The sequence below is a fragment of the Ralstonia insidiosa genome (assembly GCF_008801405.1).
GTDB lineage: Bacteria > Pseudomonadota > Gammaproteobacteria > Burkholderiales > Burkholderiaceae > Ralstonia > Ralstonia insidiosa.
Genome location: NZ_VZPV01000001.1, coordinates 2,918,890 through 2,932,931 on the forward strand (window position 1 = coordinate 2,918,890; position 14,042 = coordinate 2,932,931).

The following is a 14,042-nucleotide window of genomic DNA, read 5'->3' on the forward strand; positions in this document are numbered from 1 at the left end:
GCGAACAGCTTGGCACTGCTCGCGTAAGTCATTCCGCTATTGTAACGAGCCGCGTGGGTTGCCACTGGCGCGGCGGCGGCTCGGCGGGCTCGCCGGTGCGGATGTCGATATAGCTCACAGGCAAGCCGCGTGCCGCCAGGAAATCAGCCACCGCATAGCCGGTGCCAGCCGTCCACGGGCGCACTTTCTCAAACGGTTTCAGGCGGTATTCGACCAGTTCTTCCGACAGCGCGATCTCGCCATCGGCCACCACGTGGTAGGCAATGATCAGCTCGTTCTTGCGGATGAACTCGTACACGCCGATCAGCGAGATCGATTGCGCGTCGAGATTGGTCTCTTCCTTCAGCTCGCGTGCGATGCCCTCTTCGGGCGTTTCGTCGCGCTCCATGAAACCGGTGACGAGCGCGAACATGCCTTCGGGCCACAACGCATTGCGCGCCAGGAACATCTGCCCGCGATATTCGACCACCGCTGCCAGCACCGGCAGCGGGTTGTTCCAGTGGACAAAGCCACAATCCGGCGCCGGGCATGCGATGCGCAGGCGTCCGGCGTTGTGCTGCTCGACGAGCGGCGTGGCGCATTGCGGGCAGAAGCGGTAGTCGAAGCTCATGGTGATGAGGTCAAGTTATGCGGCGTGTTCGCAAGCGAGGCGGATGTCGGCGGCAAAGGCTTCCACCGTTTCGGGCAGCACATCCCACGAGCACATCAGGCGGCAGCCGCCTGCACCGATGAACGTGTAGAACTTCCAACCACGTGCGCGCAGCGCTTCGATGGCCGGCAACGGCAGCTCGGCAAACACGGCGTTCGATTCGGTGGGGAACATGATGCGCACGCCAGGCACATCAACGATGCGCGAATGCAGCAGTTGCGCCATCGCGTTGCCGTGGCGCGCATTGCGCAGCCACACGTCGTTCTCCAGCAAGCCCAGCCACGGTGCGGAGATGAAGCGCATCTTCGATGCCAGTTGCCCCGCCTGCTTCACGCGATACGCGAAGTCCTCGGCGAGTCGGCGATCGAAGAAGACGACGGCCTCGCCCACCGGCAGGCCATTCTTCGTGCCGCCAAAGCACAGCACGTCCACGCCCGCGCGCCAGGTGACCTCTGACGGATGCACGCCGAGCGACGCCACCGCGTTGGCAAAGCGCGCGCCATCCATATGCACACGCAACTGGCGGCGCTTGGCGATGGCGGCAATCGCACGCACCTCTTCCACCGTGTAGACCGTGCCCACCTCCGTCGACTGCGTGAGCGAGACGACCTTGGGCTTCGGGTAGTGGATATCGGAGCGGCGCGTGACCAGCGCCTCCACCGCATCGGGCGTGAGCTTGCCGTTTTCGCCCTTGGCGGTCAGCAATTTGGAGCCGTTGGAGAAGAACTCCGGGCCGCCGCACTCGTCCGTCTCGATATGCGCCAGCTCGTGGCAGATGACCGAGTGATACGACTGGCACAGCGATGACAGCGCCAGCGAATTGGCCGCCGTGCCGTTGAAGACGAAGAAGACTTCGCAGTCGGTCTCGAACAGGTCACGAATGCGATCGCACACGCGCTGCGTCCAGGAATCATCGCCATACGCGGGTTCGTGGCCACTGCCGTTGGCTTCCAGGAAGTACTTCAGCGATTCCGGGCAGAAGCCCGCGTAGTTGTCAGAGGCGAAATGTTGCATGGGCTGCATCGCGGGCCGGCGGCGTGATTGAGGGAAGGCGTTACTTCTGTTCCGACCAGAGCACGCCGCCGGTCGCCCAGTTCTCGCGCTTGACGTCGTTGATGATGATGTCGACCGCGCCCGGCACACAGCCCAGGGTTTCGCAGGTGACGCGCGTCACTTCTTCGACGAGCTTCTTTTTCTGCTCAACAGTACGGCCTTCAAACATCTCGATATGGAAAGTCGGCATGGTGTCTCCGGTGTTGGGGATTCGCGTGTTCAATCGCTTAGTTAACCGCGGTATGAAGCGTCAATTTTATCCAGTTTGCGCAGCAGGGCCGGCCACTCCATCACACCTTCGATGGCGCCGCCGTCTTCCAGCTGTTCGGCAGCGCGGTCGGCCACGTGCGGCGCGGGCGAGACCACCCCATCGCCGGTCATGCCCGTCAGCGCCTGGATCTGGATCTCGCATGCCTTAATGAGCGTCGCCATTAGCACATGCGCTTCGGCTACGGTGCGGCCGATCGTGAGCGTGCCGTGATTGCGCAGCAGCATGGCGAACTGGGCCCCAAGCGATGCGGTCAGACGTGCGCCCTCTTCCGGCGAGAAGGCCAAGCCCTCGTAGTCGTGATACGCGATGCGCTTGTGAAAGCGCAGTGCATGCTGCGACAGCGGCAGCAGCCCGTGCTTCTGCGCCGACACGGCAATGCCCGCCGTGTTGTGCAGGTGGATCACGCAATGCGCATCGGCGCGCGCCGCATGCACAGCCGCGTGCAGCGCAAAGCCCGTGACGTTCACCGACGGCCGTGCTGCAGCGTCAGGCCAATCGCCGACGAGCTGGCCCGCACCGTTGATCTTCACCAGGTTGGACGCGGTGATCTCGTCGAAGGCCAGGCCGAAGGCGTTGATGAGGAAGTGGTCCGGCTCACCCGGAACGGTGGCCGACAGATGGGTGTAGATCAGGTCATCCCAGCCGTTGAGCGCGGCCAGGCGATAGGCGGCGGCCAAGTCGACGCGCACGGCGCGCTCGGCTTCGCTGATCTCGCCCCCGGGCACAACGGCGCCGGGGCGCAGGGCAAAAGACATGGGGCTCCTCCAATGGAGGAGGCATTCTAGAACGTGCGCGCAAATCGCGCGGTGACCTGCGCGACATGCTGTCCTTCATCGCGGTCCTTTATCGCTGTCCCTCATCGCCGTCCTTCATCGCTGTCCCTCATCGCTGTCCCTCATCGCTGTCCATCACGCACGTACGGGCGAGAGGGGCGAAGCACGCTTGACCGCAACAAAGATGGCCACGCCCACCACCAGCGATGCCACCGCCACCGCCAGCGATGCGCTGAAGCCGCCCGTAGCGGCAAACAGCCGATTGGCCAGCGGCGGCCCCGCAATCTGGCCAATGCCATAGGCAGATGTCATCAGCCCCATCAGCCGTGGCGCCGCATGTGGCCAGAGCCGGCGTGCCTCGCGCATGGCAAACAGCGTGATCGCCGTAAACGGCAGGCCAAGCAGCGTGCTGGAGAGCGTCAGCCCCGCCACCGTTGGCCAGACGATGCTGACTGCCACGGCAACCGCCTGCATGGCATACGCCGTGGCGAGCAGCGAACGGTTATCGCGCGCCAGGCTGATCCGTGTGGAGAGAAAAGCGCCCAGCGCCACGCCCACACCGAACATCGGCCAGAACAGATCGGGCCAGATCGAGCCGGCCGGCAGCACCTTGCGCGCGATCACCGGCAGGAAGGTGGCGGTGATGATGTAGCCGAAACCGGCCAGGCCGTACGCCAATGTGATGGCGGTGGTGGGTGCGTCCAAACGCGGCGCTGCAGCGGTTGCAGCCGCAGCGGGCGAAGCCGCATGGGCGTGCAATTCTGGGCGGATGGTCGACCACACCGCCACCGTCAGCAGCGCCGACAACACGCCAAACGCGATCCACGCTGATGTTGCATGCCAACCCAGCGCCACCATACCGCTGGCTGCCAGACCCGGAATGGCAATGCCCAGCCCCGGCCCGCAGAAGATGATGCCACCCAGCGCCGCATGCCCCAGCTCCGTCAGCTTGTGCAGGCACCAGCCCGCCGTGAACACGAACACCAGTGCGCTTGCCATGCCGGCAGCAAAGCGCAGCACGAACCACGCCGGCTGACCTTGCAGCAGCCCCATCCCCGCCGTGAGCAGCACCGTGGCAATCAGGCCAGCGCGAATCAGCCGCGCCGCATCACCGCGCACCGCCATGCAGGCCAGCGCACCAAGGAAATAGCCCAGATAGTTGCCCGTGGCCAGCCAGCTGCCCTGCGCCAGCGACAGGCTGCCGTCGTGCAGCATCATCGGCAGGATCGGGGTGAAGGCAAAGCGGCCGATACCCATCGCCACAGACAGCGCGACCATGCCAGCAATTGCCACGCGCCAAGCCGCACCACGTGTGTCATGTGCAGCGGGCAACGAAGAGGAGGAAGACGTGGACGAGGACGACAGCGCGGATTGCATGAGGATGCCCGGACGGGGAGATCGGTACCTCATCGTACGCAACGCGGTGCATTCCGAAAAATGAATTATATTGAACGAATCTATTAGCATTCGAGATGCATCATGGATCTGGCCTCGCTTGAAATCTTCCGGACCGTCGTGCGCGAAGGCGGCGTCACACGGGCGGCCCAGCAGTTGCACCGCGTGCAGTCGAACGTGACCACGCGTATCCGCCAGCTGGAAACGTCACTGGGGGTGCAGCTGTTTGTGCGTGAGGGCAAGCGCATGGTGCTCACGCCCGCCGGCCAGACGTTGCTGACCTATGCGGACGACATCCTCCGCCTGGCCGCCGAAGCCCGGCAGGCCGTCCAGCCACGCGAGCCGCACGGGCGCCTACGCATCGCCTCGATGGAAAGCACCGCTGCCAGCCGCCTGCCCGGCCTGCTCGCCACGTTGCACCAGCGCTGGCCGCGCGTGCAGCTTGAGCTGGTGACCATGCCGACGCGCCAGTCGATCCAAGCGCTGTCGAATTTTGAAGTCGACTGCGCCTTCGTTGCGGAAACCGCCTGTCTGGTCAATACGCGCGCCGCACTCACAACACTGCCCGCCTTTGCAGAAGAGCTGGTGCTGATCGCCCACCGCGCGCATCCGCCTATCTGCCGCGCCACTGACGTGCAGACGCCCGCCCTGCTCGCCTTCGAGGCCGGCTGCGCCTATCGGCAACTGATCGAGGACTGGTTTGAGGCCGACGGCGTGGTGCCGTCGCGCGTGCTGGAACTGGGCTCGTATCACGCCATCATCGCGTGCGCGGCGGCGGGGATTGGCGTGGCGCTGGTGCCGCGCTCGGTGCTGGAGCTGTACTCGAACGCGCCGGACATCAGCATCCACGCGCTCAACAAACCCGGCCGCGTCGACACCATCCTGGCGTGGCATCGCGACATGGCTGGGCCGGCGCTGCAAGCACTCGTGCAGGTGCTGAGCGAACCACATGCCACGGCGGACGTATTGACCACCCCCGCCGCCGGTGAAGCCATCGCCGCCTAAACTGGACTAATTGGCTGAATACAAAGACCCCGCCGCCGGTCTAACAGCAAAGGCGGTCACCAACGGAGGCTGTCATGCGACGGTCGTCTCGTGCAGCACAGTGCATGGCGTGGATGGCGGGCGTGCTGACCGCCGCGTGGAGTTGCCTGGCGCTCGCCGCTGCGCCCGTCGTGGTACTGCCGCTCACGGGTGCCATCGGACCAGCCAGCGCTGCTTATGTCGTGCATGGGTTGGAAGAGGCGCGCAAGCAAGGCGCGCAGCTCGTGGTGCTGCAGATGGATACACCGGGTGGGCTGGACGCATCGATGCGGCAGATCATCCAGGCCATCCTCGCCTCTCCGGTGCCGGTGGCAGGCTATGTCGCGCCGGGCGGTGCACGCGCGGCCAGTGCCGGTACCTACATCCTCTATGCCTGCCATATTGCCGCGATGGCGCCGGCCACCAACCTGGGGGCGGCGTCGCCGGTGGCGATCGGCATCGGTGGGCATGCGCCGTCCGGCCCCACGCCAAACCCTGCCAATCCGGGGGATGCCGCCAAACCGGCCAGCGCCCCCGCACTGTCTTCAAGCAACGAGGACACCCTTGCCCGCAAGCAGATGCACGATGCTGCGGCGTACATCCGGGGCCTGGCACAACTGCGCGGCCGCAACGCTGAATGGGGTGAACGTGCCGTCCGCGAAGCCGTGAGCCTGGACGCATCGGAGGCGGCCAGCCAGCGCGTGATCGACCTCATCGCCAGCGATGTGCCCGACCTGCTCAAGCAAGTGGATGGCCGCGCGCTGCGCACCACCACGGGCCTCGTCACGCTGCACACCGCAGGGGCGGAGACGGTCACGCTGGAGCCCGGCTGGCGCAACCACTTCCTCGCCGTGATCACCGATCCGAGCCTCGCGCTATTGCTGCTGACGGTGGGCGTGTATGCACTGATCTTCGAGTTCTCCACACCGGGCATGGTGGTGCCGGGCATCCTCGGCGCGGTGTGCATTCTGGTGGCGCTGTATGGGCTGCAGATGCTGCCGATCAACTACGCGGGGCTGGCGTTGATTTCGCTGGGCCTGGGTTGCATGGTGGCCGAGGCCTTCCTGCCGACCTTCGGTGCGCTGGGGGTGGGCGGCATCGTGGCGTTCATCCTGGGCGCGGTGATGCTGATCGATACGCAGACACCGGGCTTTGGCGTGCCACTACCGTTGATCGTATCGATGGCCTTCGTGAGCCTGACGGTAATCCTGCTGCTCTCCAGCATGGCCATGCGCGCACGGCGTCGGCCCAAAGTGGCCGGCGGCGACACCCTGATTGGCATGACAGGCGAATTGCTGGAGCTGGACCCGACCGACCCCAACGACCCCGCTGCCGGCTGGGCACAGGTACACGGTGAGCGCTGGCGCGTGCATTGCACCGGCCGTCTGACACGGGGTGATCGTGTACGCGTGACGGCGCGACGTGGGCTCACGCTCGACGTCGTGCCTGCGGGTTAGCCATCCTAAGGAGAAGAAAAATGCTCTATGGATTCTTCAGCGCAGGCGGCCTGATCTTTCTGGCCGTGCTGCTGATCATCTCGTCGTTCCGCGTGCTGCGCGAGTACGAGCGCGGCGTGGTGTTCCTGCTTGGGCGCTTCTGGCGTGTGAAAGGGCCGGGGCTGGTGCTCATCATCCCGGCCATCCAGCAGATGGTGCGTGTGGACCTGCGCACCGTGGTGATGGATGTGCCGCCGCAGGATGTGATCTCGCACGACAACGTATCGGTCAAGGTCAACGCGGTGGTGTACTTCCGGGTGGTGGACCCGGAGCGCGCCATCATCCAGGTGGCCAACTTTCTGGAGGCGACCAGTCAGTTGGCGCAGACCACGCTGCGGGCCATTCTCGGCAAGCACGAACTGGACGAAATGCTGGCCGAACGCGAAAAGCTCAACCTCGACATCCAGAAGGTGCTCGACATCCAGACCGACCCGTGGGGCATCAAGATCGCCAACGTGGAGATCAAGCACGTCGACCTGAATGAATCGATGATCCGTGCGATTGCGCGTCAGGCTGAGGCCGAGCGCGAACGACGTGCCAAGGTCATTCACGCAGAGGGGGAATTGCAGGCGTCGGAGAAACTGCTGGAAGCCGCACGCATGCTGTCGCAGCAGCCTGAGGCCATCCAATTGCGCTACCTGCAAACGCTTACGCAGATTGCTGGCGACAAGAGTTCGACGATTGTGTTTCCGTTGCCGATGGAGGTGTTGGGGGCGTTGAAGAAGGCTTAGCGGCACGGTTGGCACGCTATGGATGTTGTTGGTGCATCCCCTGTTTCATCCCCTGCCGGGGCTGACTCACTTTCTTTGTCTTGCCAAAGAAAGTAAGCAAAGAAAGGCGCGCCCGATGCGGCGAAAGACTCCTTGAATTTATGTCGCAAGGAGGGGAAGGGAAAAACTCGCTGCGCTCAGGCAGTTTCCCTTCCTTTTTCCTCCTTGCAACAGAAATTCAAGGCGCCGCATAGAGCAGGGAAAGTCAAAGGCAAACAGCCAAACCATCTGGACGTCAGCCAGAACGACAAAGGCCAACCTCGCGACGGGTTGGCCTTTTTCTTTTGACGTTGAGCCCTTGATGGCGCCTTGGATTTTTGTTGCGGGGAGGATAAAGAAGGGAGGCCTGTCTGAGCGAAGCGAGTTTGCCTCCCTTCCCTCCCCGCGACAAAAATCCAAGGAGGGGGTCGCCATCTCGGGCGCGCCTTTCTTTGCTTACTTTCTTTGGCAAGACAAAGAAAGTGAGTCGGGCCCGACAGGGCACGAAAGGGAGGTGGACCACCAAGACCAAAACCAACCGCCCCTTCCCGTCAGCATGTCACTGCAACATAAACGTCTCGTACTCCAACCGATCCAACTTCCGATCCAGAATCACCAGACTCGCCATCACCACCAGCAGCAGCGACACGGCAAACCCATACCCATACCAGGCCGGCCCAAGCTGCAGCGTGATCCACGTCAGCACACCGTTGAGCACGACAAACGCAGCCGTCAGCCCCAGCACCACGCGCCGCCGGTCCAGGTAGAAGAAGATATTCAGCACACCCAGAAACACCACCTGCAAGCTCGCAGCAATGGTGTCGACATACAGCAGCGGCAGATACAGCTCAGAAATCTGCAGCACCCGCAGCACCGAAGCCCCCACGGCAAACAGCACCAGCGCCGCCATCGCCTGGATCTTCACGATCTCGTACAGGCCCGCGCGGATGGTCTGCACCATTGTGTTGCGCATGTCTTCGATGTGCTCCAGCGATGCCCCACCCCGCACAGCGTCGTAAAACGCGTCGTAGTACTCAACGAAATCCGTCTCGATGCGCACCAGGAACACCGCCATGCCGGGGATGATCCCCAAGTACGCCAGAAACACCGGAATGTCATAGATGACCGACGCATGCAGCGGCCCGATCACCTGCTGCCCCGTGCCCGGCGCATACCAGAACATGAACTTGTCGAGCCAGATGCCGAGGTTGTACAGCAGCCCGATCAGCATCAGCGACGGATACGCAAACCGCTTGTCGAACACCTCGAACGACAGGAAACGCCGTCCGCTGAAGTTGCGGTAAATCAGCCCCGCCATGCCGATCAGCAGACACAGCTGCCCCAGCACGAAACCCAGCAGCAGCCCCTCCAGCCCCACGCGGTTGAACAGCAGCGCCAGCAGCACCGTGAGCGTGTAGCCGATCAGGAAGATCCACACGATCGCCTTGTACTGCTTCATGCCCGACAAGAAGATCACCGCGATCCAGATGTTGGCCATGACCACGAAGCCCGCCAGCATCAGCACCCGGTAGATGGCCGACTGCTGCGGAAACGCGAACAGCACAACGAGCAGCCCCAGACCGCCCGCCACCAGCGTCATAACCAACGACACGGCGTGGTAGTTGGGCAGGACGAGGTCGTCGCGCTTCTCGAACAACCGGTCGGACGTGAAACGCGTGAAGGCGAGCTGCAGCGGCCCCGTCAATATCAGACTCACCGCAATCAGGTAGGTAACGGACACCTGGAACTGCGTGATGAGCGAGCCGGGAATCACGAACGGCAGGCTCAGAATACCGATCAGCAGAATCCCGACGATGGACAGAATCCACGGCCCGGAGCTGATGATGCCGGCGTAGGTGTAGGCGCGCAGCAGCCCGAGCAGGCTGTCGCGCTTGAGCATCTTGCGGAGCTCGAACCCGATGCCGGCCATCAGTGTGCTCCCTGCTTGTGATTCGGGTGAGCATGATGCGGGCAGGCCGCAGCTGCAGTCTTGGCACCCGCTTCCGTGCTCAGATCCGGCAGCGAGCGCAGGCGGTCGTATAGCTCGCGATAGGCGCCGACCATCATCTCCTGCGTGTAGTAGCGCTCCACGCGAGCGATGCCGGCGGCCTGTGCGTCGTACCAGCGCGATTCATCACGCAGCAGCGTGAGCACCTCGCCGGCCAGCGCGGCCGGGTCGGCAATACGCACCACGGCGCCAGCGGCGCCCAACGCTGCATCGTCGCCTTCCAGGCCAAACAGCAGCTGGCGGCATGAACCCACATCGGTGGTGACCGAAGGCACACCGGCAGCAAACCCTTCGAGCACCACCAGCGGCAGCGCCTCGCTGATCGAACTCAGCACCAGCACGCCCACTTTGGGCAGGATGTCGTCGATCTTCTGGAAGCCGAGAAACTTGATGCGGTCGCCCAGGCCCAGGCTTTCGGCCAGGCTATGGCATTCGTGCGCGTATTCCGGGTCCTCATCTTCCGGGCCGGCAATCCAGCCTTCGGCGTCGGGCATCTCGCGCGTGATGGTCAGCATGGCGCGGATGAACGTCTTCACGTCCTTGATCGGCACCACCCGCCCGATCAGGCACATCACGCGCGGCACCTTGGCCGGGCGCTTGTCGCGCAATGCAGCCAGGCGCGGCAGGTTGATGCCATTGGGGATGCTGCGCGTCTTCTCGGCCGGCGCGCCGTCGATCACCTGCCGCAGCCGGTTGCCCTCGTACAGCGCCGTGATCTCTTCGGCGGCGTCATAGCAGACACGGCCCATGGTTTCAAAGAAGCGCACCCACAGATCACGGAAGTAGCTGATCTGCGCGATGTCCTTCTCGAAGATGCTGCGGTTGTCGCGAATCCACTGGCTCTGGAACAGGTCGATCTTGCGTTCCTTGGTGTAGATGCCGTGCTCCGACACCAGCAGCGGACGCCCGCGCTTGTAGCGCAGCAGCGCCCCCAGGAAACCCGCATAGCCGGTCGAGATGGTGTGGAACACCTTCACCGGGATCAGGTTTTCGGCAATGCGCACCAGCTGCCAAAGCGGCTTGTGCATGATGCGTACGGTCCAGAAGTAATCGGTGAACGACGGATCGGTGCAGTAGCGCCGGTAGTAGTCCGTCATCATGTCCCAGGCGCGGTGGCTGTAGAGGAATTGCTCCTCAGCCAGCGGGCCGTCGTCGCGCAGGTCGGCAATGGACGCGCGAATCAGGTCGGCCGTCTCTTCCTTGTGCGCAGGATTGCGCAGCGCTTCGTGCAGCTTGCGCGAGCGCTCGAAGGCGGCCGGGTCACCGCCGCTGGCCTGCACCAGGGGCGGCGCCGGGAAGTCGTACAGGTAGTGGCACTCCACGTGCACCACGTTGTCGGGGATGGCGTAGACGGGCTTGCCGTAGTCCTCGCGGCGGCTGCCGATAAAGACGACGGCAAAGCGGATGTCCGGAAACGCCCGGATCATCTGGTTGACCCAGCTCGACACCCCGCCGCTCACGTAGGGAAACGTCCCTTCGAGCAGCAGCGCGACGTCGGCGGACTGGGCGCGTGGAAATTGGTCGCTCATGATGTCCAGTAGCGCAGCAGCGGACGCAGCAATGGCAGCGGCGAGCGGTTGGAGAATTGCGCCAGCGCGGCGCGTGCGCCAGCGTAGTCGCGGCGCAGGTAGCAGGCCTCGGCCAGCGGCGGCAGCAGGCGGTCACGCGGAAAGCCGAGCCGCTCGGCTTCGCGCAGGTGCGATTCGGCCACATCGGGCTCGCGGCGCGACAGGGCCAGCCGGCCGCGCATGTACCACAGCGCCGCGTTGTCCGGCTGGATATCCAGCGCCGCGCTGGCGTAGCGCTCCACCTGTTCAGCGGTGTAGCGGTACACATCGCCTTGCACCAGGTTCTGGTAGATCAGCTCCCAGTACAGATCGGCCAGGCGCTTGTTGATGTCATAGCGGGCCTCGGGCGTGGTGGCTTCTTCCAGGCGCGGCAACTCAGCCAGGATCTTCTGCATCAACACCTTCTCGGCGTTGTCGAGCATGCCGTAGGCCAGCAGGCGGATGTCGTCCACCGGGTCGGCCAGCAGGTCACGCAGTACGGGGCTGGCCGTGCGGGTCGGCATCGACTGCATGGCCACCAGCGCGGTCATGCGGCTTTGCACGGGTGCGCGCTCGTTGCTGAGCTGGGCGCGCAGCCGCGCCCCACCGCCGTGCGTCACGCGCGAAATCAAATGCGCAACAAACACCGGCAAGCCCACGTCGGCGATGTCCTTGTCGCCCTCCGGCTTGGGGAACAACTTGCCAAGCAGCAGACTGCCCAGCACCAGCAGACACCCCGCCACCGGCACGAAGAAGCACAGGGCGACGAGGTAGCCATACGTCCAGACAAACGGCACGCGATAACGGCGCGGCAGCAGGCGCCAGGCGGCCAGCCCGATCAGCGCGGCGGCGGTCCCTTGCAGCAGCAGGCACGACAGCAGCAGTGCCAGGCTGTTGCCGGCGTGCAGCACCATCACCACCGCTGCAATCTGGGCCGAGATACCGGCGAGCGTGAGCTTGAACATGGTCGCGTGCCCTCGCTTCAGCCGTCGAGGTGGCAGCGTGCGATGAAGCGCACCAGCGCCTCACCAGGGTGCTCGCCCGTCACGTGCAACGTCTGGACGCCAATGTGCGACTGCTCGAAATCGACGCCGAACTGGGCGCGCAGGCTGTCTTCAATGCGCACAAGGTAGGCTGACACGGCACCCGCGTCCGACAGCGGCATCAGCGTGACGATGGCACGACGGGCCTTGCCGCGCGCCTGCCAGACCACGTCCAGCGCACGGCGGCTGCGCACCACCTGCTCGAACAGCGCATCGCTGGCCTCGTCCTGGTCAAAGATGAGCGCCACCACCGACGAGTCGATGCCGGTATCGCGATGCAGGCGCGCCAGGCGGCCGAGGTCGAGTGCAAAGTCGTACGGCGCATCGGGCACGAGGTCGAGAATCTCGGAGCTGACGGTGAGGTGGCGCACGCCATCGGCGTAGTAGCCCAGCAACACCAACAGGAACTGCAGGTTCTCGTACGACAGCGAGAGGAACGGCATCTGCTGCACGACCACGATGCCGATCAACTCGTCAGCACCTGACAGCACCGGCGCGCAGGCGACGTAGCGCGAGCTGTCTTCATGGCGCAGCTCGGGCGCCTGCGGGTGGCCCAGCGTGTGAGTGTCGATGCAATGGCGGATCAGCGGGTCGTCAGCGACGATGTCGAACGGTGTGCCGACGCGGGCCACGGGGTCAGTGTCGACTTGGTTGCCCGTCACACGCACCATCGCCGCCACTTCCAGTTGGCAGGCCTGCGCCGTCCATTGCAGGAACTGCACGGCACCCGGCAGTTGTGCCACGTCGGGCTGGTTGGTACCGTCGCAGTGTTCGCGTGCGGCCAGCGCCAGGTTACGCAGTTGCGTGAGCGTGTCGCGCAGCGTAGTCGGCTTGGCCAGCAGATCGTTCTCCAGCCGCTCGTGTGAAAGACGCAGCAGGAAGTGGTTCTTGGTCAGCGCGGCCAGGCGGTCGTTCAGGTAACCGTTGACGGTGCGCGCACGCGAGAGCCGCGCGCCCCAGATATCACCGAACTGCCCGCCGATCAGCACGAACATCAGCCCGCCCAGAAAGTACATGCGGGGGAAGGCGCCGGCCGCCGCGGCCTGCCCGTAGAACAGCCACCACGCACCCAACACCACCAGCGCAGCGGCCGCGCCTAGCAGCGTGCCGTAGCGCAGCGCCAGGATGAGCGGCACCAGCCAGATCCACGGGAACCCGTAGCCGAGCAGCAGCGGATTGTCCGGCACGAACAGCCAGACGATGCCGATGGCAACGATCGTGGCGCCCAGCGTTTCCAGCACCGCGCTCGGGCTCGACACGGCCGGCGCGATCAAACGCCCATACCACGACGATGCGCCGATGCCCTGCGCATTGCGCCGACGATCGCGCCCGCGCGCCTCGGCTGCGGCGGACTGCGCGCTCTGCCGCGAACCCTGCGCCGCTTCGGTTTTCATCAGCCTCGGCCCAGCGGCGAGAGCAACTCGCGCAGCAGCTTCTGCGCCACCGCCGAGACGGCATCGCGGCTCCAGCCGGTGCGGCTACCGGCCGCGCTCCAGATCACGTTGCCGCTCTGCACGTCGATCACCTGCAGCGTGATGCCGACGGCGGGCTCGCCATCCACGCCCACCTTGTAGCGCCACTCGTCCACGGCGCCGGTCAGGGCATAGCGAGCCTTCTCGCCGCGCGCCCAATCCAGCGCGCGGGCCACGGCCTCGCGCTCGGCGGGTTCGAACAACGATTCGCTGTTCAAATTGGCCGGATATTGCTTGAGGTTGGTAAAGCCGCGCGCCTTCAGGATGCTGGTGGCGATGGTCTCGGCACGCAGCCCGGCCTGCGGGGTTTCGGTGTAGTTGACGATGGGCAGCACGACCCATGCGTCAGACGCGCTGGTGGCCGGTGCGCGGCCGCTGTCGACCACGGCACACGCAGACAGCGCAAGCGCCACGCCAACGCCTGCAGCGGCGGCCAGCCAGCGGCGGCGGCGGCCGGCTTTCATCTTGTCGAGCAAGGGTGTCATCGCTTTCTCCTGGATGCTTCCGTTGTTCTTCATGCTGGTGTTTTCCCGTTCTGCTTGTTCGTTGTTTGTTCGTCGCTT

Annotated in this window: 13 protein-coding genes; 3 read left to right on the forward strand and 10 right to left on the reverse strand. The window is 64.6% G+C overall.

Annotated features, from left to right (window positions below):
* Nucleotides 1-28: 28 nt before the first annotated feature.
* From F7R11_RS13855 to F7R11_RS13875, 5 genes are all read right to left on the reverse strand, one after another.
* The gene (locus F7R11_RS13855) at nucleotides 29-610 is read right to left on the reverse strand and encodes an NUDIX hydrolase (RefSeq protein WP_021195566.1); all 582 of its coding nucleotides are present in this window, start codon (nucleotides 608-610) and stop codon (nucleotides 29-31) included.
* 15 nt (nucleotides 611-625) lie between these two features.
* Entirely contained in the window at nucleotides 626-1,663 is a 1,038-nt protein-coding gene (locus F7R11_RS13860; protein WP_064806378.1) for a threonine aldolase family protein, read from the reverse strand.
* 40 nt (nucleotides 1,664-1,703) lie between these two features.
* Nucleotides 1,704-1,892, reverse strand: a complete 189-nt coding sequence (locus F7R11_RS13865) for a 4-oxalocrotonate tautomerase (RefSeq protein WP_021195568.1) — start codon at nucleotides 1,890-1,892, stop codon at nucleotides 1,704-1,706.
* Nucleotides 1,893-1,933: 41 nt separating this feature from the next.
* Nucleotides 1,934-2,728 (reverse strand): class II aldolase/adducin family protein, encoded by a 795-nt coding sequence (locus tag F7R11_RS13870; RefSeq protein ID WP_064804445.1) that lies wholly within the window; start codon nucleotides 2,726-2,728, stop codon nucleotides 1,934-1,936.
* Between the two features lie 153 nt (nucleotides 2,729-2,881).
* Entirely contained in the window at nucleotides 2,882-4,123 is a 1,242-nt protein-coding gene (locus F7R11_RS13875) for a YbfB/YjiJ family MFS transporter (protein WP_064804447.1), read from the reverse strand.
* A 102-nt stretch (nucleotides 4,124-4,225) separates the two neighbouring features.
* Between F7R11_RS13875 and F7R11_RS13880 the strand changes: the two genes are divergently transcribed.
* From F7R11_RS13880 to F7R11_RS13890, 3 genes are all read left to right on the forward strand, one after another.
* Nucleotides 4,226-5,146, forward strand: coding sequence for a LysR family transcriptional regulator (locus tag F7R11_RS13880; protein WP_064804449.1), 921 nt, complete (start codon nucleotides 4,226-4,228; stop codon nucleotides 5,144-5,146).
* Nucleotides 5,147-5,220: 74 nt separating this feature from the next.
* Nucleotides 5,221-6,621 carry an NfeD family protein gene (locus tag F7R11_RS13885; protein WP_064804451.1) on the forward strand — a complete coding sequence of 467 codons (1,401 nt, stop codon included), beginning with the start codon at nucleotides 5,221-5,223 and terminating at the stop codon, nucleotides 6,619-6,621.
* Nucleotides 6,622-6,641: 20 nt separating this feature from the next.
* Complete coding sequence (locus tag F7R11_RS13890; protein WP_064804458.1) at nucleotides 6,642-7,391, forward strand: slipin family protein; 750 nt, start codon at nucleotides 6,642-6,644, stop codon at nucleotides 7,389-7,391.
* A 577-nt stretch (nucleotides 7,392-7,968) separates the two neighbouring features.
* On the opposite strand, the gene pelG is transcribed toward F7R11_RS13890, so the two are convergent.
* The 5 genes from pelG to F7R11_RS13925 are packed head-to-tail and all read right to left on the reverse strand — an operon-like array spanning nucleotide 7,969 to nucleotide 13,964.
* Entirely contained in the window at nucleotides 7,969-9,339 is a 1,371-nt protein-coding gene (gene pelG / locus F7R11_RS13905; protein WP_064804462.1) for an exopolysaccharide Pel transporter PelG, read from the reverse strand.
* Entirely contained in the window at nucleotides 9,339-10,946 is a 1,608-nt protein-coding gene (gene pelF / locus F7R11_RS13910; protein WP_064804464.1) for a GT4 family glycosyltransferase PelF, read from the reverse strand. Before pelF ends, pelG begins: the two co-directional genes overlap by 1 nt.
* Nucleotides 10,943-11,929, reverse strand: a complete 987-nt coding sequence (locus tag F7R11_RS13915; RefSeq protein WP_021195576.1) for a tetratricopeptide repeat protein — start codon at nucleotides 11,927-11,929, stop codon at nucleotides 10,943-10,945. The genes pelF and F7R11_RS13915 overlap by 4 nt, the downstream gene beginning before the upstream one ends.
* Before the next feature lie 17 nt (nucleotides 11,930-11,946).
* Nucleotides 11,947-13,401 (reverse strand): PelD GGDEF domain-containing protein, encoded by a 1,455-nt coding sequence (locus F7R11_RS13920; protein ID WP_064804466.1) that lies wholly within the window; start codon nucleotides 13,399-13,401, stop codon nucleotides 11,947-11,949.
* Complete coding sequence (locus F7R11_RS13925) at nucleotides 13,401-13,964, reverse strand: hypothetical protein (RefSeq protein WP_064806380.1); 564 nt, start codon at nucleotides 13,962-13,964, stop codon at nucleotides 13,401-13,403. Before F7R11_RS13925 ends, F7R11_RS13920 begins: the two co-directional genes overlap by 1 nt.
* Nucleotides 13,965-14,042 lie beyond the last annotated feature (78 nt).

What these genes read in the sequence shown, in the direction of transcription:
- F7R11_RS13890 (WP_064804458.1), top strand. Translation starts at nt 6,642, where the DNA reads ATGCTCTATGGATTCTTCAGCGCAGGCGGCCTGATCTTTCTGGCCGTG.
- F7R11_RS13875 (WP_064804447.1), bottom strand. Translation starts at nt 4,123, where the DNA reads ATGCAATCCGCGCTGTCGTCCTCGTCCACGTCTTCCTCCTCTTCGTTG.
- F7R11_RS13855 (WP_021195566.1), bottom strand. Translation starts at nt 610, where the DNA reads ATGAGCTTCGACTACCGCTTCTGCCCGCAATGCGCCACGCCGCTCGTC.
- F7R11_RS13865 (WP_021195568.1), bottom strand. Translation starts at nt 1,892, where the DNA reads ATGCCGACTTTCCATATCGAGATGTTTGAAGGCCGTACTGTTGAGCAG.
- F7R11_RS13885 (WP_064804451.1), top strand. Translation starts at nt 5,221, where the DNA reads ATGCGACGGTCGTCTCGTGCAGCACAGTGCATGGCGTGGATGGCGGGC.
- F7R11_RS13860 (WP_064806378.1), bottom strand. Translation starts at nt 1,663, where the DNA reads ATGCAACATTTCGCCTCTGACAACTACGCGGGCTTCTGCCCGGAATCG.
- F7R11_RS13880 (WP_064804449.1), top strand. Translation starts at nt 4,226, where the DNA reads ATGGATCTGGCCTCGCTTGAAATCTTCCGGACCGTCGTGCGCGAAGGC.
- pelG (WP_064804462.1), bottom strand. Translation starts at nt 9,339, where the DNA reads ATGGCCGGCATCGGGTTCGAGCTCCGCAAGATGCTCAAGCGCGACAGC.
- F7R11_RS13870 (WP_064804445.1), bottom strand. Translation starts at nt 2,728, where the DNA reads ATGTCTTTTGCCCTGCGCCCCGGCGCCGTTGTGCCCGGGGGCGAGATC.
- F7R11_RS13920 (WP_064804466.1), bottom strand. Translation starts at nt 13,401, where the DNA reads ATGAAAACCGAAGCGGCGCAGGGTTCGCGGCAGAGCGCGCAGTCCGCC.
- F7R11_RS13925 (WP_064806380.1), bottom strand. Translation starts at nt 13,964, where the DNA reads ATGACACCCTTGCTCGACAAGATGAAAGCCGGCCGCCGCCGCCGCTGG.
- F7R11_RS13915 (WP_021195576.1), bottom strand. Translation starts at nt 11,929, where the DNA reads ATGTTCAAGCTCACGCTCGCCGGTATCTCGGCCCAGATTGCAGCGGTG.
- pelF (WP_064804464.1), bottom strand. Translation starts at nt 10,946, where the DNA reads ATGAGCGACCAATTTCCACGCGCCCAGTCCGCCGACGTCGCGCTGCTG.